The organism is Rhizobium sp. K33 (genome assembly GCF_056501445.1).
Genome location: NZ_CP096478.1, coordinates 1731357 through 1754910 on the forward strand (window position 1 = coordinate 1731357; position 23554 = coordinate 1754910).

Genomic DNA, 23554 nt, shown 5'->3' on the forward strand with positions numbered 1-23554 from the left:
CGGGTTTTCCCGAATAAGGCCCCAAGGTCAATAGGAGATTGCCTGCCTTGAAGCCGAATGCGTGTCAGCCTCGAGAGGCCATCGCGGCGATCAGGCCGACTTCCTCCGCGCGCTTGCGCACGATCGGTGCCAGAGGCACCTCGGAGAAGGGCATGGTGCGCAGCTTCAGCTGCGCGTCGCAGACCTTTTTGCCGGCGCTCGTGATCTTCGCCTTGGTGACGGCGAAGCCCGATCCGTCATGCTCCAGCTCCGCCTCGATATCGAGGACCGCACCGGGCTCAACGAAGGTGCGCATCTTGGCGCCATCGACCGACATCAGGAAGGGCATGGACTCGAAGTCCTTGACCGCGAGCAACAGCATGCCGGAGGCCTGCGCCATGGTCTCGATGAGGAGAACGCCGGGCACGAGCGGCATGCCCGGAAAATGGCCCTCGAAGACAGGGCTTTCCATCGGCACGGTCGAGGTGGCCTTCAAACGACCAAGGCCGAGATCCACGCTCTCGACCTTGTCAATCATCTGGAAATATTCAAGCAGCATGACAATGTCCGCTCGTTGGAGACGGATCAGCCCTTGGCGGCGCGAAGCTCGTCGATCTTGGCGCAGAGGTTCTTCAGAACGAAGTATTCTTCGGTCGAAACCTTGCCTTCGTTGACTTCCTGCGTCCACTGCTCGAGCGGGATCTTGATGCCGAATTCCTTGTCGATCGCGAAGACGATGTCCAGGAAGTCGAGGCTGTCGATGCCGAGGTCATCAATCGTGTGGCTTTCCGGCGTGATCGTCTCGCGGTCGATTTCGCTGGTCTCAGCAATGATGTCGGCAACTTTGTCGAATGTAGCGGTCACGCCTGTACCTCATATGTCTCAAATTCTGGGTTCCACATAAGGAAAACACCGTCAAATGCCAATGGTGGTTTTTTGCGGCAGCGAAATTTGCGGGGTTAGTGTTGCTTAAACAGCAATCGAATGGCGTCCCTTGCCATTGCCGAGATAGCTGTCGAAGACGGCGGCAATCGTCCGCGCGAAGGGACGGCCGGTCTCCGTGATGACGAAGCGGTCACCCTCGACGAGACAGATCCCGTCCTGGTTCGACTGGGCAAAGGCTCTCGCCTCATGGACGATCGCCTCGGCGGCATCGCCGAACTCGGCGCGCAGATCGGAAAAGTCGACGGCAAAGCGGCACATGATCTCCTCGATCACCCGGCGGCGCAGCCTGTCGTCGGCGCTGACCTCGATGCCGCGCACGGCCGTCAAGCCACCATTATCAGCCATGCGCTGGTATTCGCCGGTTGCCGGCATGTTCTGGACATAGCCCTGCGGCAGCTGGCCGATCGAGGAGGCGCCGAGCCCGATCAGGGCCTCTGCGGCGTCATCCGTATAGCCCTGGAAATTGCGCCGCAGCCGCCCTTCCCGGGCGGCAATCGCCATCCGGTCGGAGGGAAGCGCGAAATGGTCGATGCCGACCGGCTCGTAGCCGGCCTCGATCAGCATCGATGCCGCGAGGTTCATCTGCGCAAAGCGCTCGTCGAGCCCAGGCAGCACCTCTTCCTTGATCATCGTCTGATGCTTCTTCATCCACGGGACATGGGCGTAGCCGAAAAGCGCGATGCGATCGGGTGCGAGCGAGAGGATGTCCTTCACCGTTTCCGTGAGTGTCACCTCGGTCTGGTGCGGCAGGCCATAGAGGATGTCGCAGTTGACGGAATGCACGCCACGCGCACGCACCGCATCGACGACCGATTTCGTGTGTTCAAACGTCTGGATCCGGTTGATCGCCTTCTGCACCTCAGGGTGGAAGTCCTGAACCCCGAGGCTGGCACGGGTCATGCCGATGGCAGCAAGTGCATCGTAACGCGGCTCGTCGAGATCGTTCGGATCCATCTCCACGCTGATCTCGACGTCATCGGCGAAACGGAAGGCAGAGCGCAGCGCCGTCATCAGGCCGATAAGATCGTCCGGGCGCAGCATGGTGGGAGAACCGCCGCCGAAATGCACGGCCGTGACGGCGGCATCTCGCGAGACCAGCGCGCCGACCGCAGCGATCTCTCTCTTCAAAGATTCCAGATAGATGGTGATCGGCTCGTATTTCAGCGTGTGCTTGGTATGGCAGGCGCAGAACCAGCAGAGGCGATCACAATAGGGCACATGGATGTAGAGAGAGATTCTCTCCTGTCCAGTGATGGCCCTCAGCCACTGCGCATATTTGCCGCAGTCCACGGCCTCGTTGAAATGTGGCGCCGTCGGATAGCTCGTATACCGTGGAACAGCGCCGGAATACTTGGAAAGTAGAGGAATTTGCATGGATTTGCGCTGCCTTGGATGTGTCGAGCTACGACCAAAGATAGCGCCGTCAGCAGATCCATCCTTTGACTTCGATCAATTTACTGATAGATTTCTCACGTAGAGTTTATTGAAACTCAGCCACCCCAGAAGGGGTTATCAACCGGGTGCGGCGCGGGGCGCGCTGGAGACCGGTGTGACGGGACGGCACGACCATGGACACCTATCGAAAACACTTCCCGGAATGCGAGGCTCCGGCCGTTTGTCGTTCCTGCGAGGCGCGCCATGGTGGCCTGTGTTCGGTCCTGACGGCCTCCCAGTTGACCGAGCTCAACAAGCATTCGATGCGCCGGCGGATCGACTCGGGCAATGAGGTGATCGGCCAGGGCGAACAGGTCGGCAGCTACAGCAATATTTTGAAGGGCGTCATCAAGCTGTCGAAGATGATGGCCGACGGTCGCCAGCAGATCGTCGGGCTGCAGTTTGCCCCGGATTTCCTCGGTCGGCCCTTCCTTGGTGAAAGCACGATCACGGCGGAAGCCGCGACCGACACGGAAATCTGCACCTTCCCGCGCAACATTGTCGACCGCATGGTCGGCGAAGTGCCGGATATGGAGCGCAAGCTTCATGCGCAGTCGCTGAAGGAACTCGACGAAGCCCGGGACTGGATGCTGACGCTGGGTCGCAAGACGGCGCAGGAGAAGGTCGCAAGCTTCCTCTACCTGATCGCAACCCATATCGACCCGGAAAGCGAAGGCACCCAAACTTTCGACCTCCCACTGTCGCGGGCCGATATCGCCGACTTCCTCGGATTGACGATCGAGACGGTCAGCCGCCAGATGACGAAGCTGCGCAAGGACGGCATCATCGTCATCGAGAACAACCGGCACGTCATCGTGCCGAAGCTCGACCGCCTGCGGGACGCAGCCGGCGTCGATTGATCGGACAATCCCGATCTTCAAGGGACCTCGACATGCCCTTGCGGCATGCGATCAGAAAATGCGCACCACCAGCCAGACAAGCACGACGAACGCGGCCATGGCGCTGCAGGCCGTGTAGAAGACGCGGATGCCGGATAGGATGTCCTGCGGGCCAGCATCAGCCCGGCCGGCCGCATGCATCATCGGTTCGCTCACCCTGATCCCGCCATAGACGCGCGGGCCTGCGAGTTGCAGATCGAGTGCTCCCGCCATCGCTGCCTCCGGCCAGCCGGAATTCGGTGAGCGATGCAAGCCGCTATCGCGCAAGGCCGCGGAGAGCGAACGGCGCCCTGCCCCCGTCCCGAGCCGTAGTAACGCAGCCACGGCGATGAAGCCGGCGGACAATCGCGCGGCGGGCCAGTTCGCCAGATCATCGAGGCGGGCAGAGGCCCAGCCGAATTGCAGGAAGCGTTCGTTCTTGTGACCGATCATGGAATCGGCGGTGTTCAGCATCTTGTAAGCAAGGATGCCGGGAAGACCAGCAACCAGGTACCAGAAGACCGGCGCGACGACGCCATCGGCGAAATTCTCCGACAGGCTCTCGATGGCAGCGCGCGACACGCCCGACTCATTGAGCGTCTTCGGATCGCGTCCGACGATCATGGCAACCGCCTGCCGCCCTCCCTCGAGACCATTGCGCAAGAGACCATCGGCAACCGCCTGCACATGATCGCCGAGGCTTTTTTGTGCAAGGAAAACCGCAACGACGATGATCTCCAGAATCAGCCCGAGAAATCCCAGGTGATGGAAGATCATGGAAAGCAGCATGCCGACGAGTATCGTCAGCGCGAGCAGCGCAACGATGGTGATGACGCCATTCAAGCGGCGGCCTTCCGGGGTAAAAGCCCCGGTATTGAGCCGCTTTTCCAAGAGGTCGATGCCCTTGCCGAAGATCACGACCGGATGCGGCACGCGCTGCCAGAGCCAGGGCGGGTCCCCGACGATGCGGTCGAGCCCGATCGCGGCGAGCAGGATGAGGAGATGGCTCATGCCTCAGGGTCTCCGAAACGATGCGAGTGCATCCAGCAACCGCTTGTCCGACGCCTCATCCGGAGCAAGGCCGAAACGCAGCCAGTCCGGGCGATAGTCGAACTTGCGGGTCAGGATGTGGTGCTTGCAGAGGTGCTGGTGCAAGTCGCCCGCCTGTGCATCCTCGACCAATTGGAAAAGCTCGGTACCGCCACGAATTGTCAGGCCTGCCGTTGCCAGAACGTCGCGCAAGGCGCGGGCGCGTTGTCTGATGCGGTCGGCAATGATGTCGGTATCCGAGGTCATCAGCTTCTCGGCGAGGATCAGCGCGGGGCCGGAGACGGCCCACGGTCCGAGCCAATCCGAGAACTGCGCAGCGATCGGCTCATCGGCGATCACGAAACCCAGCCGCACACCGGCAAGGCCGAAGAACTTGCCAAAGGAGCGGAAGACAATGAGGTTTGGGCTGACGTCGCCAGCGAGGCTCTGATCGGGCTGCATGTCCCCGAAGGCTTCGTCGACCACGAGCACCCCATTCCGCTGCGCAAGCGTCTCGGCAAGCCGGCGCAATCTCTCCCGACCGTGGAGCTGGCCGTCCGGATTGTTCGGGTTCACGACCACGACCAGACGGTGGTCGGCGGTTACGTGCTTGAGATCGTCGACCATGTCGACGGCAAGCCCGGCCACGGTGAAAGCACGGACATATTCACCATAGGTCGGCGAAATAACTGCAACCCGCGCGCCTGCGGGAACGAGGCGCGGCAGCAGCTGGATTACGGACTGTGTGCCCGGTACGGGCAGAGGCAGGCGTTCGCCGGAACGATAGTAGAGCCGGGCGGCCTCCCGCGCGGCCAGTTCGCGCTCCCGGTCGGGAAGTCTGTGCCAGGCGCGCATTGGGATCGCGGGCAGATCGGGCGGGCAAGGATTGATGCCGGTGGAGAGGTCCAGCCAGTCCTCGATCCGGCCGCCACAAAGCGCCGCCGCTGCCGCAAGCCCGCCACCATGCTGGATCGGTGCGCTCATCGGCTCTCTCCGGCGATGTCGATCAGATGCATGTAAGACCCGGCGATCGCACCACGGCGCAGGCCTACAGGGCCCAGCGGCTCACCGAGCGCATCCTCGGCTGAAAAGAGACGATCGGCTGAACCCTCGGAGACGACGCTCGAATAGTGAAACTCATGCGCGGTGAAGGCACCGGCGAAGAGATCGGGCGCCAGCGATGTCAGACGCCGATAGCCGAGATGGCGCTTGCGGGCGGCATAGCTGGTGACGAGCGGCAGCAGGCCGAGCATCCCGTGCCGCGCACCGCTGGCATCGATCAGGCCCTCGCCCAGCACCATATAGCCCCCGCACTCGCCATAGATCGTGGTGCCCCGCTCGGCCGCTGCAAGCATGCCAGCATGGAAGTCAGCCGCTGCTGCCAGCGTGCCCGCATGCAACTCCGGGTAACCGCCCGGCAGATAGACGGCATCGGCGTCAGCGCCCGGGGCCTCGCCGGCTAGCGGCGAGAAGAAGGATATCTCGGCCCCCTGCGCCCGCCAGCTTTCGATGAGGTGCGGATAGGAGAAGGCAAAGGCGATGTCACGGGCGACTGCAATCCGCTGCCCGAGGGGGAAGACGCCGGTGACCGCTGCTGAGGGAGACGCCGCGGCGCTCTTGCCCGCAAGCTGGATCAGCGTGTCGAGATCGATGCCCTTCTCGACGGCATCGGCTGCGTGCCCAATGAATACTTCCAGCGCGCCATGCTCCCCGGCCTGAACAAGCCCAAGATGGCGCTCTGGCAGTGCGAGCGCAGGATCGCTTCGCAGACAACCGAGAACGGCTATCTCCGTCTGAGCCATGGCGGCCCGCAGCATCTTCTCGTGCCGATCACTGCCCACGCGGTTGAGGATGACGCCGGCGACACGCACATCCGGACGAAACCGCGCAAAGCCGGTAACGAGAGCCGCAACGGACTGGGACGTACGCCCGCAGTCGACGACAAGCACGACCGGCAGCGCCAACAGGGCCGCGAGATCCGCGGCACTGCCGTTGCCGTCGGCCGCACCGTCGAACAGGCCCATCATCGCTTCGATGATCAGGGAACCCTTTATCGAGCAGCGCGCGGCCTGGAACCTGAGGAAATCCGGCCGCATGGCCCAGGGGTCGAAGTTGAAGCAGGAGGCGCCACTGGCGGCAGCGTGAAAGGCCGGGTCGATATAATCGGGTCCGGCCTTGCCTGGCGCCACCGCAACACCCCGTCGCCGCAGCGCACGCATCAGGCCGAGCGTCACCACTGTCTTGCCCGACCCGGAAGCCGGCGCGGCGATCATCAAACCGCTCATGCCGTGTCTTTCCGCTCCACGGCAAAGGGATCCGGCAGCAGCTTGCGTCCCGACAAGGCGCCGAGCCAGTCCAGCGAGGGCCTCAGACGCACGACTTCGCCGATGACGACGATCGCCGGCGGCTCGATGCCGGCCGCCAGCATGTCGGTCTCAGCACGGCCGAGCGTTGTTTCGAGCACTGTCTGCTCAGTCGTGGCGGCATTGCAGACGAAGGCAACCGCCTCTTCGGCGCGCCGGCCCGCGGCCATCAGGTTGGCGGCAATCTGCCCCATATGTTTCATCGCCATATACATGACGATAACAGGTGAGCCGCGACCGATCGCATGCCAGTCGATCCGGTCCGGCACGACACCGGAGGAATCATGGCCGGTGAGGAAGGTGACCGCATGATTGACCTCACGATGGGTCACCGGGATCCCGGCATAGGCCAGGCCGCCGATGCCGGCGGTAATGCCGGGCACGATGCGGAAAGGCACACTGTGTTCGATCAGCGTCAGCGCCTCTTCGCCGCCACGTCCGAAGACGAAGGGGTCACCTCCCTTGAGGCGCAGGACCCGATGGCCGGCTTTGGCGAGTTCGACCAGCCGAAGCGAAATGTCACGCTGCTTGGCGGAGGGTTTGCCACCCCGCTTGCCGGCATATTCGAGCACGGCACCGGTGCGAGCGAGCTTCAGGCAGTCTTCGTTGACGAGCGCGTCATGCACGATGACATCGGCTTCCGACAGGCCCTTGGCTGCGAGCAGCGTCAAAAGGCCAGGATCCCCGGGCCCGGCACCGGCCAGCCACACATGGCCGGGCTGGATTGCCGGCAGGCTCGTGGGCAGGGCTAGACGCGTCGTGTCACTCATGCTCATGGTCTAGGCCCCGTGCGGCAAAATTGCAATTCCGAGATGCGGCTTTCCGTATGCTGGCAAGCGTCATCCGCCTTTCGCCGGGCAGCCGCCTCGCCTATAAGCGAGCCATGAGCGACGCCAACAGACCGGACGCGAAAGATGCTGTGGAGACCCAGCGGCTGGAGAAGCCGGAGGGCGCTGCCTTGCGCAATGGCTGGACGACGGGTGCCTGTGCGACCGCGGCGACCAAGGCGGCCTTCACGGCTCTTCTCACCGGAAAGTTCCCGGATCCGGTCTCCATCACCCTGCCGAAAGGCGAAACGCCGGCCTTCGCGCTTGCCCGCGAAGGCTTCGACGGTGAGAGCGCTTATGCTGGCATCGTCAAGGATGCGGGGGATGATCCGGATGTGACCCATGGCGCCACCGTAGTCGCGACGGTCAAACGCCTGCCTCCCGGAAGCGGCATCCGCTTTGTGGCCGGCGACGGCGTCGGCACGGTCACCAAGGCCGGTCTGCCGATCGCCGTGGGTGAGGCCGCGATCAATCCCGTACCCCGGGCGATGATCACGGCCGAAATCGAGGCTCTTGCGGCAGAACATCGCGTCTCGCCGGACGTGGAGATCAGGATTTCCGTGCCCGGCGGAGAGACAATCGCGCAGAGCACCTGGAACCCGCGGCTCGGCATACTGGGCGGCATTTCCATTCTCGGCACCACGGGCGTGGTGCATCCCTTCTCCTGCGCGGCCTGGATCCATTCGATCCACCGGGGGATCGACGTTGCGCGGGCGGAGGGGCTGACCCATCTGCTCGGGGCCACCGGCTCGACATCTGAAAAGGCAGCGCAAGACTTTCACCGCCTGCCCGATGGCGCCTTGATCGACATGGGGGACTTTGCCGGCGGGCTGCTCAAATATCTGCGCAGTCATCCCGTTCCCCGTCTTACGATCGCTGGCGGCTTCGCCAAGATGTCGAAACTCGCCCAGGGCGCGCTTGATCTTCATTCCTCCCGCAGCCAGGTCGACAACGGGTTCTACTTGTCCCTCCCCTGCACGGCATCCCTTGGAGAGCAAGAGCGGGACGCGGTCGAAAAGGCCAACACGGCGATGGAAGCGCTGGAGATCATGACGGCCGCCGGCATCGACATTGCAAAGGCTGTGGCTGAGACGGCCAAAAAGACGGCTGAAGGCGTGCTGCGGGACAGTGGCGTCAGCGTCGATATCCTCCTCACCGACCGCAAGGGCACGATCATCGCCCATGCAAAGTGATTGTTCGCCATCGCAAAAGATCCTGATCCTCGGCGGCACGGTCGAGGCACGCGAGCTCGCGGAAACTCTGGTCCGAGAAGGCCACGACGTCACGACGTCGCTCGCCGGCCGGACAATCGATCCGGTGCAGCCGGAAGGTTCCGTGCGGATCGGCGGCTTCGGTGGAGCGGAAGGCCTCGCCACCTATCTCCGGGAAGAAGGCTTCGACAGACTGATCGACGCCACGCATCCCTTCGCCAGACGCATCAGCGAAAACGCCATCAAGGCATCCGCCTTGTCAGGCGTTCCGCTCGAGCAACGGCTGAGGCCCCGCTGGCAGAAGCAACCCGGCGACCGATGGAAGGCGGTAGCGACGCTCAACGCGGCAGCCGAAGCTCTGCCACCAGGTGCCACCGTCTTCCTTGCGCTTGGGCGTCAGTATCTCGACGCCTTTACCGCGCGCCACGATTGCCGGTTCGTAATCCGCATGGTGGATCCGCCTGAGGCGCCCCTCGCCTTTTCCAACCACGTGCTCGTCCTCGGCAAGCCGGCCAGCGATCCGGATCGCGAGGCCGATCTCTTTAGCGCCCATGGGATCACCCATATCGTCTGCCGCAATTCCGGTGGCCTCGGCGGCTATGCCAAGATTATCGCGGCGCGGCGCCAGGCACTGCCGGTGATCATGCTGGAGCGCGAATAGAACCGCTTTCGCTCAGCGGAATTCGAAGATCTGACGGAAAACGCCGGGCGCGATGATCGACAGGGGATTGATCACCAGATTGGGCTTCGTCGTCGCACCAGTGAGCTTGAAGGTGATGCCCAGCAGGCCGCGATCCCGGCCGTTTCCAAGGATCGCTCCGATGACGGGCAACTCACCGAATAGACGGTTCAGGCCATAGGCCGGCATGAAGGTGCCGGTGAGGTCGATGCGTCCGGACCTGTCGCGCACGATCCCCTGGAAGGTCGCACCGATCTGCTCGCCGCGCACGATCCCGTTCTCGACGCTCAAGGTCCCGTCAACAAGGGCAAGACGGGCAAAGGCGCGCTGGAAGCGGGCGGAGCTGACGTCGATGTCCCTGCGGACGGCCGTGTTGAGACTGCGCCCATCGGCACCGGTCGGTGTCGAAACGATGGTCTGCAGCCGCTCTTCGTTCTCCACCTGGAAATTGCGCAGATCCAGACTGCCGCTCCAGGACCCCTCGCGCGTTTCCGTCAGCCTCAGATTGGCAAGTCCACCCCCGAGACGCTTGTAGGTATCGAGGAAACGCAGCACGGCGCCGGCGTCACTCGTCGTCACCGACAGTTCGCGCAGGTCGTTCGGCTGGCGAAGCTTGGCAACCACGGCCTGGCCGCTGCGCGTCACGCCGGAAAAGTCGACGGCATTCACCCGGCCCCTGGACGCGCCGTAGAGGATAGACACGCCCGACAGATCCTCGCCACCGAAGCCGAGCACGCGGTCGAACCGCCCCTCGATCCTGAGAGATGTCCGCGACTTGGCCGCGTCACCGCCCCCGGCCGGGCTCTGTAGTGTATTGAGCAGCGAACGCGCGTCGAAAGCGCGGCCATTCGCAACGACCGAATAGACGCCCTTCGACAGCCGAACCGTGAGCGCAACCTCATCTTCCGGCGACAGGCGCACGCGCGAGAGATCGGCAGCCACGAGCCCCGAATCATCAGCGGAAATCTTGCCGCTGGCACCGAAGCCGTCACCGGCGAGCTCGAATCTCTCGATCAGCGACAGGTCACCGTTCTTCGACAGTTCGAATTTCGCCGTCGCACCGATGCCCTGCCCCTTGGCCCAGCCCACCCACGGGATGGTGAGGGTCGCCGAGCGCAAATCGACGGACACCGCCTGGCGTGTCTCGTCCACGCGCCGCAACTCGACCTTCAGCGGACCATTGATGATTTCGCTAAGCCCCGGCACCAGCTTTTCGCGCATGGCGTTGTCCAGCGTCGCTGTCACCACCCGTTCGCGGGTCACCTCGCCTTCACCCTTGCGGATCGGTTCGGTGAGTTCGACCTCCATCGGCACATCGTCGATGCGGGCCTCCGCATCGAGCCTGGCGCTTGCCATGTCGACAGAGAGCTTGCCCGAGACATCAGCAATTTGCCGCCCGTCGAAAGGCTTGGAGATGTCGACGTCCGTAAGATCGACCTCCGCATTCCAGACGGGGTCGGGCGGCCCCTGATCGGGCACGAGCCCGAGGCGGATCTTGGCCTGACCGCGCACCTGTCCGGAAAAGTCGTCGGGCTTGAAGTCGACGACCCTCAGCGCCTCGATCGGTCTGAACGAGACGAGTTCGGCAACGGCATCGGCCGCACCACTGACATCGAGGTCGAGATCAGCCATCAGCGGCTTTTCATAGGCGTCCTGCAGAACCAGACGGCCGCGCTCCAGCTTGACCATCCGCCCGGACGGGAAGAAGGACCCGGCGGAATGGATATCGACATCCACACGCTCGCCCACCATGTCGAACCGGCCGTAGAGATCGCGCAACGGCGGCAATTCACCTGTCAGGTTCAGGCGCGCATCTTCGAGATCGAAGCCGATCTTCAACTCATCCGCATTGAGGCGCACGGGCTTCGGGTCGATCGAGAGACGGTTCTGCGGGATGAAGACATCAATCGTGCCGCTCGGGATGACACCGCCATAGAGGTTTTCGAGCACCCATTGGCGCGGCTTCGAGGCGATCCAATAGGGCCACAGCTGCTTGACCACCGTCGTGCGCATGTTCTGCACGCCGGCATTGAACCGGATCTCCGGACCGGTGCCACCGAAGCGCACCTGCAGCTTGCCGGCCATGTTGCCGCTCGGCGTCGAGACGTCGAGCGTGTCGAGCTGCAGCATGTTTTCGGCAACGAGATAGCGGCCATAGCCCTTCATGAAGAAGGGAAAGGGTGTCTCGCCGGCTGCCGGCACATTGGCCTTGCCGTCATTGACCACGAGATCGATGCCGAAGCCCTTGCCGAAACTTGGCCCTTCCGGAAGCCGGTCGAGATCGATGATGCCACCGGACAGGGGGAAGACGGTTTCGCTGAAGCGCGCCACCGAATCGGCAAGCTCAATCGTGTCCTTAGCAAAGTCATAGGAGAACTTCAGCCTGGCGTCTGTGAGGTCCTGCCGCTGGCCGTCGGAGTAGAAGCCACCGTTCTGCATGTTGATGCCGAGCGAAATGGCAGCTGCCTGGCTGCCATCGGCGCGCCGCGCATTGAGAAGGAGTTCCGCCGAGCCTTCGATCCCCTGGCGCGCTTCGCCCGTGCTCGAGCGGCGCAGGAGGAAGGGCGTGACCCTGATATCGGCAACCCGCATCGTCAGCGTCTCGGCACGGCCCCCGACATTGGTGGTGAGCGCCGTCAGCTCTGTCTGCTGCCCATTGACGGAAACCGCGCCGAAGATCGACAGGGAATCGTCATCACCGCGCTCCAGCACGACATCGTCGATGGCGATCGCCAGCGGTCGTCCGCTTGCACTGGTGGAGGCGATCTCCAGCCCCGCCAGTCGCATCCGATCGAGGCCGCCACGGGCAATGAAGCCCTGCAGCCGGTCGAGTTCCGCGAAAGCATCCGCCAGTCGCGCCGGCACCTGATCGACGCGCCAGTTGGTAAGATCGATCGGCTTTCCCTTGGGCAGCACGGTCGCATCGAGATTGATGCCTTCGCTGACCACTTCGCGGATCGAGAAGCGACCGCCAAGAAGCGCTAGCGGTTCAACGATGAAGCGGACGGAATTGGTCAGCGCCACCCGCTGACCGCCAGCCTGCTCAAGCAGCGTGACGTCCCGCGCCTCGACGGTCAGTTCCAGATTGTTGGAGAAGCGGACCTCGGTGCCGCCGATTTCGGCAGAGAATTTCGGACCGAGCGCATTGTTGAGAACCGATTGCGCCCGCTGGGCGAGTGCCGCATCGAGTGTGCCGCTCTCGACGACCGCGTAGACGGCAAAAAACACGATGAGCCAAAGCCCGGCAAAGCCCGCAAGCACGCGCGAAAATCGACGAAGCAAGGACCGCTTCGGCGGCGGACAATGCACGATCAAGGGATCCTCGGCCTGGGCAGACGGAAGAGCATGCAAGGGTACGATGTCCCGCTTGCGAAACCGTAGCTTTTCGCCCCGGATCTCCGACATGTCCTGGTGATTGTCTCCGTCGATCGATGCCGCTAACAAGTCGCTCTGGACGACTGCGGAGCGGACTATATATCGATGAAGCCCACAATCACCCACAAAACGGGCAAAAGAAAGGTTATCCCATGACGGATTTGACTGCAGGGGACATGGCCCCCGATTTCTCCCTGCCCCGCAACGGCGGAGGCACGATTTCCCTTTCCGATTTCGCCGGGAAACCGGTGGTTCTCTACTTCTATCCGAAGGACGACACGAGCGGCTGCACGGCAGAAGCCATCGACTTCTCGGGCCTCGCCGGCGAGTTCGAGAAGCTCGGCGCGACCGTCATCGGCGTGTCGCCCGATTCGGTGAAGAGCCACGATAAGTTCGCCGCCAAGCATAACCTCTCCGTCGTGCTCGCGGCCGACGAGGAACACAAGGCGCTCGAAGCCTATGGCGTCTGGAAGGAAAAGAGCATGTACGGCAAGACCTACATGGGCGTTGAGCGCTCGACCTTCCTGATCGACAAAGCGGGCAAGGTTGCCGAAGTCTGGCGCAAGGTGAAGGTTCCAGGCCATGCCGAGGCCGTGTTGAAGGCAGCGCAGGCCCTCTGACATGCCCGAGACGATGCAGCCCGAGACGGCTTTTCATTCCCTTCGCGGCGCTGCCACTCTCGCCATCTTGAGCGCCGACCTCGACAAGAAGACGGCGCTCGCTCAAGCCGCGGCACTGCGCTGGCAGGAGCGGCGGCTTTCGCTGCGTTCGCCACTTGATCCGCCCCTGCCGGACAGGCCCGGCCGACCGGCAAAGCCGGAACTGGTGCCGCCCAAGGCGGTCGAAAAGCGGTCTCTGCATACCCTGCCCGGCCGGATCGCGCTTCTCCATGCGCTCGCGCATATCGAGCTCAACGCCGTCGATCTCGCCCTCGACATCGTCGCCCGCTTTGCCACAGAGCCAGTGCCTCATTCCTTCTTCGACGGCTGGATGAAGGTGGCTTACGAGGAGGCCAAGCATTTTCGGCTGGTGCGCGACCGGTTGCGGGCGCTCGGCGCCGATTACGGCGACATGCCCGCCCATGACGGCCTCTGGCAGGCCGCGCATTCGACGAAGAACAATCTGACGGCACGGCTCGCCGTCGTCCCGTTGATCCTCGAAGCCCGAGGGCTCGACGTGACACCTTCGCTTCAGGAGAAGATGCGTGAAACAGGCGACATCGAGAGCGCGGATGTCCTCAAGGTCATCTATGAGGACGAGAAAGGCCATGTGGCGGTCGGAGCCAAATGGTTCCGCTTCCTCTGCGCCCGGGAAAAGCGGGATCCGGCGCGTGCCTTCCAGGATCTGGTGCGGGCCAACTTCCGCGGTCAGTTGAAGGCGCCCTTCAACGACGTTGCCCGTGCCGAGGCAGGACTGACACCATCCTTTTACCGGTCGCTATCCTCGAAGAACAACTCGTCGTTTTGACACGCAATTCCAAGCGCCTAACGCTTCATTAACCCTAATTATGCGTAACTTCGTGCGGCGGGAGCGGACAGGCGACTCGCTGCCATTGGGCAAGCGCGTATCAACGCTCAGCCCGGAATAAATGGGGGTGAGCGTGGCGACGAGTTCGAACGGCCAGGTCTTCGGCAAACGCAAGGAACAGCACATCGTCATCCTGGCGAGCGGCGACCGCATCCGCCACATGACGATCCGTCCCTGGATGGTGGCGCTGACCGTCTGTTTCCTCGGCACCATGGCCATCGGCTATCTGGGTGCCACCACCTATCTCGTCCTGCGTGACAATCTGATCGGCGCCACCATGGCGCGGCAGGCACGCATGCAGCATGAATATGAAGACCGGATCGCGGCCCTGCGCGCTCAGGTCGATCGTGTCACCTCCCGCCAGTTGCTCGACCAGCAGGTGGTCGAGGACAAGGTTGAAAAGCTGCTCGAGCAACAGATGGCTCTGACCTCCCGCCATGGCCGCATCGGCGCGCTGCTGCAAGGGGCAGACACGACAGGCTCCTTGCCGAGCGACGGACCGGTCCCGGCCGACAAGCCCTTGATCGACAGCAATGATCAGGCAGCCTTGCCGAACAGCACGCAGGCCTTCGCGGCCTTGCTGGGCGACGCGAAGGTGGCTCCTGGATCGGACGCCTCTCGCAAACCCGTTCTGGCCCTCGGCTATGTCCCGATGACCGGTGAAAATGTTGCCGATCGCGCCGACAGGCTGTTTTCCCATATGACGCTGTCGCTGAAGGAGATCGAGGCCGAACAGCTGCAGCGGATCGAGGAACTGGCAAGCGGCGCCTCGCAGACGGCCGATGAAATCGCAGCGATCCTCAAGCGCCAGGGCGTACCTGTCGACGAACAGGCCTCCCTGCCCGTGACCGACGCCGTGGGCGGTCCCTATCTCGCGCCGCAATCCGACCGCGACTTCAATGACTCGCTGAACGCGCTCGATGCCGCCCTGACGCGGCTGGAAACGGTTCGCGACACCGCTAAGCGGCTCCCCTTCGCCAATCCGGCTCCCGGCCGCGACATCACCAGCCGATTCGGCAACCGCCCAGACCCTTTCTTTGGTGGCCTCGCCATGCATGCCGGCATCGATTTCCGCGCGCCGACAGGTACGGAAATCCGCTCGACCGGCTCCGGCAAGGTCGTCACCGCCGGCTTTTCCGGCGGCTACGGAAACATGGTGGAGATCGACCACGGCTTTGGCCTGTCGACACGCTACGGCCACATGTCCCGCATCCTGGTGAGTGAAGGCGACACGGTCGAACCGGGCCAGATCCTCGGCCTGTCCGGGTCGACGGGCCGCTCGACGGGACCGCATTTGCATTACGAAGTTCGCCGCAACGGCGCACCCGTGGACCCCATGCGTTTTCTGAATGCCGGAATGAAGCTGACGCCGCTGATCAATTGACGAACAGCGCGATTCGCCTAGCAAATATCAAAGGCCGAGCGCCGGTTCACAGACAGTCTGGACGGTGCAACCCAATTAATCGTGATCATTAAGCCTTTGTAGGGGTAAATCCGGCGGTTTCCTTGACTTTCCGGCAGTTTCCTTCTATTCGCCGCAACCATTGGAGCCCGATACGCCGGGCTATAGAGCGATGTTCGCGAGAACAGGAACGGAAACTACTTCCCTTTGACCACTTTTGCTGACCTTGGCCTGAGCCAAAAAGTCCTTTCTGCCGTCACCGATGCCGGCTACACCATTCCAACACCGATCCAGGCAGGCGCAATTCCGCCGGCCCTGCAGCGGCGGGATATTCTCGGCATCGCGCAGACTGGCACCGGCAAGACCGCATCTTTCGTTCTCCCGATGTTGACGCTGCTCGAAAAGGGCCGCGCCCGCGCCCGCATGCCGCGCACGCTGATTCTCGAACCGACCCGCGAACTCGCGGCACAGGTTGCCGAGAACTTCGAGAAATACGGCAAGAATCACAAGCTCAACGTGGCCCTGCTGATCGGCGGCGTCTCCTTCGAAGAGCAGGACCGCAAGCTGGAGCGTGGCGCCGATGTTCTCATCTGCACGCCCGGCCGCCTGCTCGACCATTGCGAGCGCGGCAAGCTTCTGATGACAGGCGTCGAGATCTTCGTCATCGACGAAGCCGACCGCATGCTGGACATGGGCTTCATTCCGGACATCGAGCGCATCGCCAAGATGATCCCGTTTACCCGCCAGACACTGTTCTTCTCGGCAACCATGCCGCCGGAGATCCAGAAGCTGGCCGACCAGTTCCTGCAGAACCCCGAGCGCATCGAAGTCGCGCCGCCGTCCTCGACGGCGAAGACCGTGACCCAGCGTCTCGTCGCCTGTCACAACAAGGATTACGAGAAGCGCGCCACCCTGCGCGACCTGATCCGCGCCCAGGACGATCTGAAGAACGCGATCATCTTCTGCAATCGCAAGAAGGATGTCGCCGATCTCTTCCGTTCGCTCGATCGTCACGGTTTCTCCGTCGGCGCCCTGCATGGCGACATGGACCAGCGTTCGCGCACGACAATGCTGGCGAACTTCAAGTCGAACGCGATCACGCTGCTGGTCGCCTCTGACGTTGCAGCCCGTGGCCTCGACATCCCCGATGTCAGCCATGTCTTCAACTTCGACGTTCCGATCCACGCCGAAGACTATGTCCACCGCATCGGCCGCACCGGCCGTGCCGGACGCTCCGGTGCTGCTTTCACTCTGGTGACGCGCAGCGACACCAAGTTCCTCGACGCCATCGAAAAGCTGATCGACCAGAAGATCGAATGGCTCGATGGCGACCTCTCCGGCCTTCCGGCTCCGGCAGAGAGCCATGACGAAAGCCGTGGAAAACGCGGTCGCGACAAGGGTCGCGAGCGGCGCGGCGGTCATAAATCCGATACGCGCAGCGAGTATGTGAAGCCGACCGAGGCTCGCAACGAACCAGTCAAACCGGCAGAGGAACAACAGGTGATGGAAGCGGTCAAAGTGGAACCGGTGGCGAATGAGCGCAAGGCCGACAAGCGTCGCGACCAGAACCCGCGCAACAACCGCAACAATCCCTATCCGGCCAATGATGACAACCGCGATCGCCGCCGCAATCGTCATCACGACCACGACGATGGCCCGACCCCCGTTGGCTTCGGCGACGACATCCCGGCCTTCATGCTGATCGTCGCCGCCAAGGCCTGATCCGTGGGTCAGCCCGGTATCGATTTCCCCGGTCTCGGGGTTGGTCTTGCCATCCTTCGGGATGGCAAACTGCTTTTGTGCAGGCGCATAAAGGCCCCCGAAGCCGGCTACTGGAACATCGTCGGTGGCAAGGTCGATCACATGGAGCCGGCGGAACTTGCCGCGCGCCGCGAGGCCGAGGAAGAAACGGGCCTGACGATCGGCGCGATCCGCTATGTCGGGATGACCGAGCAGCTGATCGAGGCCGATCGCCAGCACTGGATTTCACTGCTGTATGTTTCCAGCGACACGACCGGCGAGCCGCAGCTGACCGAGCCGGACAAGCTGTCGGAGATCGGTTGGTTTGATTTGGACGCCCTGCCGCAACCGCTGTCGGTCTTTACCCAGGCTGTGCTGCCCTACTTGCGTTGAGCCGCCTCCCGCTCCGTCACCCGGATCGCCGCATCGAGCGCAATCCGCGCCCATTTCGCCATGATATCGGGATCATCGAGCGCCTCGTCGGGAATGGTCCAATAGGGCATGGCGACGGGTTTGCCTCCCTTGCCCTCATAGCGCCAGCGTGTGGCTCCGGCCTCTTCGAGCAAGGGCGCACTCTCCTCGTCGCCCTTCAGCATCAACTCGCCGCGCAGCTCAAGCGCGAAGATGATGCCCCGCGCGTAGATCCCCTTGCCCCCGAACATCCGGCGGATGGTGACCGGCCCGACCGCCTCGAACATTTCCTCAATCGCCGCATTGTCCATAATCAGCCCTTCAAGATCCCGCCGGCGGACAGAATAGCCTCCGGCGTATCGACATCAAGACGCGCGGCGGGCCCGATTTCGACATCGATGACGGCAAGCCCGGCGCTTTCGATGACGGGCCGCGCGCCGATATCGCCTTCCAGCGCCTTCAGAGCCTCGAAGGTAGCGGCTGGCAGGATCACCGGATTGCCGCGCTGGCCATCGGAGACGGCGCGCACGACCGCCTTGCCACCGGACTTTGCATAGGCGCTGGCCAAAGCCACGATGTCGGCAGCAGAAACATTCGGCATATCGGCGAGCAGCACCATCATGCCAGGCAGCCCCCGGGTCTCGATGTCAGCGAGCCCGGTTTTCAGCGACGAGGCCATGCCGGAGGCAAAGTCGGGATTGTGCACCAGTTTGACCGGAAGGCCCGCCAGCGCATCTGCGATCTCTGCACTGCGATGGCCGGAGACGACGGTCACGGCCCCGATCTTCGCCTCCACAGCCTGACGCACGGAACGCCGGACGAGCGGTTCGCCTTCGAATTCCCCGAGCAGCTTGTGGTGACCGCCCTCGCCCATTCGACTTGCGCGACCGGCGGCGAGCACGACGAGACCGAGAGCCGCGGGATCCGAGTCGGCAGTGGCCGTCAGTCGCGGCAACGGGCGGCTCGGGATCTCCATGAGGAGACCTCCGACACCCCAGCCCGTCATTTCAGCCCGATCCGGCGGATGGCCGGCAAGGATGCGGTTCAGCACCCAGTCGAAGCCGTTTTCCTTCGGTGAACGGGCGCAACCAGGAGCGCCGATAACCTCGACATCACCGACACGCCCGAGCACGAGCAGATTGCCGGGATCGACGGGCAATCCGACCTGGTCGACCACGCCGCCGGCGAGGCGGATGGCGGCGGGAATGACGTCATCGGCATCGGCGACGGCGGACGCACCGAAGACGATGACGAGGGGTGGCTGACCCTTCTCTGCCTTTGGCTGGGCAAGGGCCGCCGAAATGGCCTCCGCCACAGCCTCAGCCCGGTGCGGTACACGATTTTCCGACACGATCCGGCTTTGCGAGGACGTGAGACGCGCATCGAGCACGCGCGCGGTCTTGTCCATGACCGAGGGTTTCAGCGAGCGCAGCTGGGTGGCAATGAGATGCACCTGACGAGACTGATAGCCTGCAACCTGGAAGGCAGTGCCTTCGCAGAGGATCGCGGCGGCTGCCTCGACGCTCGAACCGGCGACCGCGAGCGGAATGATCTTGATCGTCGCCACCAGATCGCCCGTCCGGACATCGCGACGGTCGGCAAGACAGGCAAGCGTGATGGCCGGGTCGACAGCATTGAAGCGATCGACCAGCCCCTTCTCCGCGAGGAAGAGGCCGTTCTCGGTCGCGTAGAAATTCACGCGTCCCGTCGAGGCCGGACTGCGACTGATGCCCTTGAGGTCGATCGCTGCGGACAGGCGTTCGGCAGCCTCGTCCTCGGTGAGATCCCCCGGCTCGAGCCGGCAGGCAATCACGCTGGCGATGCCCTCGTCCAGCAGCCGCGCGATATCTTCAGCCTCTAACCGCCGGCCTTTCCGCAGCTTGCCCGAGGCGAGTGGATGGGAATGGGCGAGTATTACGCCCTCCGCCTCTTCGGTCGGGACGGGACCGAACTTCAAGACACGGCCTCAGCCGGAACGCTGGCATGGGCAAGGTCCCGGCGGCGCAGCGCGCCGATGATCTCGGCCAGGATCGCGACCGCGATTTCCGCCGGCGTGGCAGCCCCGATATCGAGGCCGATCGGCGCCCGGATGCGGTCGATCCTGGACTGGTCGAAGCCGAGCGACGCAAGACGGTCGACGCGCTTTGCATGGGTCTTGCGGGACCCGAGCGCGCCGACATAGAAACACCCCGCCTCGAGCGCTGCAGTCAGGCCGGGATCGTCGATCTTCGGGTCATGGGTGACGGCGACCATCGCGCTGTAGCGGTCGAGCGGTTGGGCGGAGAAAACCTCATCCGGCCAGTCTGCGCGGAGATCGATGCCGGCGAAGCGTTCCGGCGTGGCAAAGGCCGTGCGCGGATCGATGATGGTGACAGCGAAACCTGCAAGGGTCGCCATCGGCGCCAAAGCCTGGCTAATGTGAACAGCCCCGATCACAACGATCCGCGGCGGCGGAAGATGAATGTTGAAGAAGAGGCTCTTTCCGTCGATTTCCGCAGTGCCCGACTTGCCGGAGAGAAGCCGGGCGCGGATCTCGCCACCCACCGGATGCGACCCGATCTGATCTTCGGTGACGAGTTCTGAGGTGCCGGCATCGAGGTCGCTTACCAGCACGGCGCCACGACGCTCGCGTTTGGCGGCATTCAGCGCGACAAGCGTTGCGACATCCATCACCCGAGCCTCTCGACATGGACGCGGATTCGGCCGCCGCAGGAGAGGCCCACCCGCCAGGCCGTCTCATCGGCGACGCCGAATTCGAGCATCCTCGCTTGGCCGCTTTCGATGACGTCCAGCGCTTCGGTGATCACGGCACCTTCGACGCAGCCACCGGAAACCGAGCCCTCGAAATTGCCCTCGCTGTCGATGACGAGGTGACTGCCGACTGGGCGCGGTGCCGAACCCCAGGTTTCGATGACGGTCGCAATGGCGACAGTACGGCCTTCGCCATGCCAGCTTTCTGCGATCGCAAGAGGATCGCGTGCGGTGGTCTCCATGGTCATGTCAGGCTCCTTTCAGAACCGAGGTAACGCCTGGGATCGCAATCCCGATCCGGTGCGCCGGACAAAGATTGCACCAGATCCGACAGGGCTTCCAGATTGTGCACGGACCTCAGTTCGTCAACATGCGGCAGCATGGCCCGCACGCCGCGCGCCCGTGCCTCGAAACCGGCAAAGCGCAAAAGCGGATTGAGCCAGACCAGCCGCCGGCAGGAGCGGTGCAGGCGGTCGGTCTCGCGCCCCAGCACATCCACTTCGTCGCGCTCCAGCCCGTCGGTGATAAGCAGCACCACGGCGCCCTGCCCCAGCACACGCCGGCCCCAGTGACGGTTGAAGAGCCTCAGCGTCTCGCCGATGCGGGTACCGCCCGACCAGTCGGCAACCGCATCGGTGCACTGGGCGATCGCCTCATCGGGATCGCGATGGCGAAGCTGGCGCGTGACATTGGTGAGCCGCGTGCCGAAGAGGAAGGTATGGACGCGACGGCGCCGTTCGGTCAGCACATGGAGGAAAAGCAGGAAGATGCGCGTATACTGGCTCATCGAGCCGGAGATATCGGCAAGGATGACGAGCGGTGGCGGCTGTTGCCGACGCTCGCGAAACTTCGGCAGCATCAGGTCGCCGCCGGTGCGCAGCGACTGGCGCATGATGGCGCGCGGATCGATGAGGCGGCCCTTGGTTGATGACCGGTAGCGGCGCGTCTGCACGAGATCGAGCGGCATGGCGAGACGCTCGATCGCGCGGCGTGCCTCCTTGAGTTCGGACGCCGTCATCTGGCCGAAATCGAGCCGGCGAAACACTTCCTGGCCGGAGACCGTGAGCCGGGCATCCACTTCGACATCCGGCTCGTCGCGCGGCTTCGGCTCGCTTTTCCGGTCGGCAAACAGCGCATCGCCGACGCGTGCGCCACCCGCCTTCGGCTTCTGCCGCTCACCGATTGCCGCAACCGGTGACATCAGCGCGATCATCTTGCCGACGAGATCCCGCGAGCGCCAGAAGATAGAGAAGGCCTCGTCGAAAACAGGCTGGTCTTCGTGCCGCTTGACGAAAATGGCCGACAGCGCAGCGTGGAACTCGACGCGCGAGCCGATCCCGATTGCGTCGACAGCCTCGATCGCATCGATGACGGCTCCGGGCCCGGGCTTAAGCCCAGCCTTGCGCAGCACGCGAGCAAAGTGAACGATATTGTCGGCGAGCCGGCCATCCCCCTGCACCGGTGGCGGCACGATGATGCCGTCATGTCCGCGGCTGGGATTGGGCCCGAAGCTCTCCATCTCAGCCGGCCTTTGCGAGCAGCTCTGCCTTCACCTCGGACAAGAGCTTCTCGCCTTCACTGCCCTGGATGCGGGCAATGTCTTCCTGATACTTCAAGAGCGTGCCGAGTGTGTCCGCGATCGTCTCGGGATCGAGCGCCAGCCGGTCGAGCTCGGTCAGCGCCGTCGCCCAGTCGATACTTTCGGCGATGCCGGGATTCTTGAAGAGGTCGATGGTCCTGAGCTTCTGCACATAGGCAACGATCTGCCGGGAAAGCTGCTCGTTGCAACCCTTCACCTTGCGGCGGATGATCGCGAGCTCGTCGGCCGCGGCCGGATAATCCACCCAGTGGTAGAGGCAGCGGCGCTTCAGCGCGTCATGGACCTCGCGGGTTCGGTTTGAGGTGACGATCACGATCGGCGGCTCGGCGGCCTTGACCGTGCCGAATTCCGGGATCGTCACCTGGAAATCCGAGAGCACTTCCAGGAGGAAGGCTTCGAAGGCTTCGTCGGTGCGGTCGAGTTCATCGATCAGGAAGACCGGCGCGCGGCCGGGTTCGCCTTCGAGCGCCTGCAGCACGGGACGGCGGATTAGGTAGCGTTCGGAGAAGATGTCACCTTCGAGCCGGGATCGGTCGGACACGCCGGAGGCTTCCGCCATGCGGATCTCCAGCATCTGCGCCGGATAATTCCACTCATAGACAGCGGAGGCGACATCGAGCCCTTCATAGCACTGCAGGCGGATGAGAGGACGGTCGAGCGCCTTGGCCAGCACCTTGGCGACTTCCGTCTTGCCGACCCCCGCCTCCCCCTCGAGAAACAGCGGCCGCTTCATCTTCAGCGCCAGGAACAGAACGGTGCCAAGTGGCCTGCCGGCCAGATAATCCTCAGCCGCAAGCAGATCGATGATGCCATCGATCGTCTCCGGCAGCGCCTTTCCCGAGGTCTCTGCCATGTCTCCTCCCTGGTTCGAGGGAAGCTTATAGCGTGTGAAAGCCCCGGTCCAGATAGATGAGCGATGGCTCACGCTCTCCGAAATGCACGGCCCGAACTTCGCCGAACAGCACCGTATGGGTGTTCGTCACCTTCCGGTCCGTCACGACGCAATCGAAGGCAACGACAGCGCTTGCAAGGACTGGCGAACCCGTTTCCATCACCTGCCATTCGGCCAGTGCAAACCGATCCTCCGCAGAGAGTTTGCCGAAGCCGGCAAAGGCATTGGCCAGTTCCTGATGGTGAGCACCGAGCGTGTTCAAGGCGAAGTGCCCGCTCTCGAACAGGACGGCATTGCTGGGATTGCTGTTGTTGAGGCAGGCGAGCACCATGGGCGGGCTGTCGGAGACCGAACAGGCGGCGGTGATCGTCACGCCGCGCCTGACACCCTCATGCTCCGTCGTCACGATCTGCACATGCCCCGCATAACGGCTCATAGCCTCGCGATAGACGACCGGATCCACACCTTGCATGCTCAAATTCACGTCTCCCCTCGGCGACCTTTCCCCGTC

Annotated in this window: 23 protein-coding genes; 8 read left to right on the forward strand and 15 right to left on the reverse strand. The window is 63.4% G+C overall.

All coding sequences use genetic code 11. From position 1 onward, the window contains the following. Positions 1–64 precede the first annotated feature (64 nt). From M1E12_RS08645 to hemN, 3 genes are all read right to left on the reverse strand, one after another. Positions 65–538, reverse strand: a complete 474-nt coding sequence (locus tag M1E12_RS08645) for a 3-hydroxyacyl-ACP dehydratase FabZ family protein (protein WP_479564398.1) — start codon at positions 536–538, stop codon at positions 65–67. Positions 539–564: 26 nt separating this feature from the next. After that, complete coding sequence (locus tag M1E12_RS08650) at positions 565–843, reverse strand: acyl carrier protein (RefSeq protein WP_003502893.1); 279 nt, start codon at positions 841–843, stop codon at positions 565–567. A 105-nt stretch (positions 844–948) separates the two neighbouring features. Next, positions 949–2298: an oxygen-independent coproporphyrinogen III oxidase gene (hemN, locus tag M1E12_RS08655; protein WP_479564399.1), complete on the reverse strand. Its 1350-nt coding sequence runs from the start codon at positions 2296–2298 to the stop codon at positions 949–951. A 194-nt stretch (positions 2299–2492) separates the two neighbouring features. Here hemN and M1E12_RS08660 point away from each other — a divergent pair, with 194 nt between their 5' ends. Beyond that, positions 2493–3218: a Crp/Fnr family transcriptional regulator gene (locus M1E12_RS08660; protein WP_113459609.1), complete on the forward strand. Its 726-nt coding sequence runs from the start codon at positions 2493–2495 to the stop codon at positions 3216–3218. Between the two features lie 51 nt (positions 3219–3269). Here the strand turns inward: M1E12_RS08660 and cbiB are convergent, their stop codons facing one another. The 4 genes from cbiB to cobA are packed head-to-tail and all read right to left on the reverse strand — an operon-like array spanning position 3270 to position 7404. Beyond that, positions 3270–4247, reverse strand: coding sequence for an adenosylcobinamide-phosphate synthase CbiB (cbiB, locus tag M1E12_RS08665; protein WP_479564400.1), 978 nt, complete (start codon positions 4245–4247; stop codon positions 3270–3272). 3 nt (positions 4248–4250) lie between these two features. Next, on the reverse strand, positions 4251–5249 hold the full coding sequence (gene cobD / locus M1E12_RS08670) for a threonine-phosphate decarboxylase CobD (RefSeq protein ID WP_479564401.1): 999 nt from the start codon (positions 5247–5249) through the stop codon (positions 4251–4253). Beyond that, positions 5246–6550, reverse strand: a complete 1305-nt coding sequence (locus M1E12_RS08675) for a cobyrinate a,c-diamide synthase (protein ID WP_479564402.1) — start codon at positions 6548–6550, stop codon at positions 5246–5248. The genes cobD and M1E12_RS08675 overlap by 4 nt, the downstream gene beginning before the upstream one ends. Then, positions 6547–7404, reverse strand: a complete 858-nt coding sequence (gene cobA, locus M1E12_RS08680) for a uroporphyrinogen-III C-methyltransferase (protein ID WP_479564403.1) — start codon at positions 7402–7404, stop codon at positions 6547–6549. The genes M1E12_RS08675 and cobA overlap by 4 nt, the downstream gene beginning before the upstream one ends. Before the next feature lie 107 nt (positions 7405–7511). Between cobA and M1E12_RS08685 the strand changes: the two genes are divergently transcribed. Then, positions 7512–8648, forward strand: coding sequence for a cobalt-precorrin-5B (C(1))-methyltransferase (locus M1E12_RS08685; RefSeq protein ID WP_479564404.1), 1137 nt, complete (start codon positions 7512–7514; stop codon positions 8646–8648). Further along, positions 8638–9327 carry a cobalt-precorrin-6A reductase gene (locus tag M1E12_RS08690; protein ID WP_479564405.1) on the forward strand — a complete coding sequence of 230 codons (690 nt, stop codon included), beginning with the start codon at positions 8638–8640 and terminating at the stop codon, positions 9325–9327. Before M1E12_RS08685 ends, M1E12_RS08690 begins: the two co-directional genes overlap by 11 nt. Positions 9328–9339: 12 nt before the next feature. Here the strand turns inward: M1E12_RS08690 and M1E12_RS08695 are convergent, their stop codons facing one another. Further along, complete coding sequence (locus tag M1E12_RS08695) at positions 9340–12750, reverse strand: hypothetical protein (RefSeq protein ID WP_479564406.1); 3411 nt, start codon at positions 12748–12750, stop codon at positions 9340–9342. Between the two features lie 122 nt (positions 12751–12872). On the opposite strand from M1E12_RS08695, the gene bcp reads away from it, so the two are divergent. The 5 genes from bcp (at position 12873) to M1E12_RS08720 (ending at position 17782) form a co-directional block, all read left to right on the forward strand. Continuing rightward, complete coding sequence (bcp, locus tag M1E12_RS08700; RefSeq protein ID WP_479564407.1) at positions 12873–13340, forward strand: thioredoxin-dependent thiol peroxidase; 468 nt, start codon at positions 12873–12875, stop codon at positions 13338–13340. Position 13341: 1 nt separating this feature from the next. Next, positions 13342–14187 carry a ferritin-like domain-containing protein gene (locus M1E12_RS08705; RefSeq protein WP_479564408.1) on the forward strand — a complete coding sequence of 282 codons (846 nt, stop codon included), beginning with the start codon at positions 13342–13344 and terminating at the stop codon, positions 14185–14187. A 133-nt stretch (positions 14188–14320) separates the two neighbouring features. Next, on the forward strand, positions 14321–15631 hold the full coding sequence (locus tag M1E12_RS08710) for a M23 family metallopeptidase (RefSeq protein WP_479564409.1): 1311 nt from the start codon (positions 14321–14323) through the stop codon (positions 15629–15631). Positions 15632–15856: 225 nt separating this feature from the next. Then, a complete protein-coding gene (locus M1E12_RS08715; RefSeq protein ID WP_113459600.1) occupies positions 15857–17371 on the forward strand; it encodes a DEAD/DEAH box helicase in 1515 nt (504 codons plus the stop codon). 3 nt (positions 17372–17374) lie between these two features. Further along, a complete protein-coding gene (locus M1E12_RS08720; RefSeq protein WP_479564410.1) occupies positions 17375–17782 on the forward strand; it encodes an NUDIX domain-containing protein in 408 nt (135 codons plus the stop codon). Here M1E12_RS08720 and M1E12_RS08725 read toward each other — a convergent pair. From M1E12_RS08725 to M1E12_RS08755, 7 genes are read right to left on the reverse strand one after another with little or no spacing between them, the layout of a single operon-like run. Beyond that, positions 17770–18111 carry a TfoX/Sxy family protein gene (locus M1E12_RS08725; protein ID WP_479564411.1) on the reverse strand — a complete coding sequence of 114 codons (342 nt, stop codon included), beginning with the start codon at positions 18109–18111 and terminating at the stop codon, positions 17770–17772. The genes M1E12_RS08720 and M1E12_RS08725 overlap by 13 nt on opposite strands. A 2-nt stretch (positions 18112–18113) precedes the next feature. Next, positions 18114–19757 (reverse strand): NTP transferase domain-containing protein, encoded by a 1644-nt coding sequence (locus tag M1E12_RS08730; protein ID WP_479564412.1) that lies wholly within the window; start codon positions 19755–19757, stop codon positions 18114–18116. Next, positions 19754–20470, reverse strand: coding sequence for an XdhC family protein (locus M1E12_RS08735; protein WP_479564860.1), 717 nt, complete (start codon positions 20468–20470; stop codon positions 19754–19756). Before M1E12_RS08735 ends, M1E12_RS08730 begins: the two co-directional genes overlap by 4 nt. Further along, entirely contained in the window at positions 20470–20799 is a 330-nt protein-coding gene (locus M1E12_RS08740) for an XdhC family protein (RefSeq protein WP_479564413.1), read from the reverse strand. Before M1E12_RS08740 ends, M1E12_RS08735 begins: the two co-directional genes overlap by 1 nt. Further along, entirely contained in the window at positions 20796–22070 is a 1275-nt protein-coding gene (locus tag M1E12_RS08745; RefSeq protein ID WP_479564414.1) for a vWA domain-containing protein, read from the reverse strand. Before M1E12_RS08745 ends, M1E12_RS08740 begins: the two co-directional genes overlap by 4 nt. A 1-nt stretch (position 22071) precedes the next feature. Next, the gene (locus M1E12_RS08750; protein ID WP_479564415.1) at positions 22072–23004 is read right to left on the reverse strand and encodes an AAA family ATPase; all 933 of its coding nucleotides are present in this window, start codon (positions 23002–23004) and stop codon (positions 22072–22074) included. A 25-nt stretch (positions 23005–23029) separates the two neighbouring features. Next, positions 23030–23515, reverse strand: a complete 486-nt coding sequence (locus tag M1E12_RS08755) for a flavin reductase (protein WP_136541818.1) — start codon at positions 23513–23515, stop codon at positions 23030–23032. Positions 23516–23554: the final 39 nt, after the last annotated feature.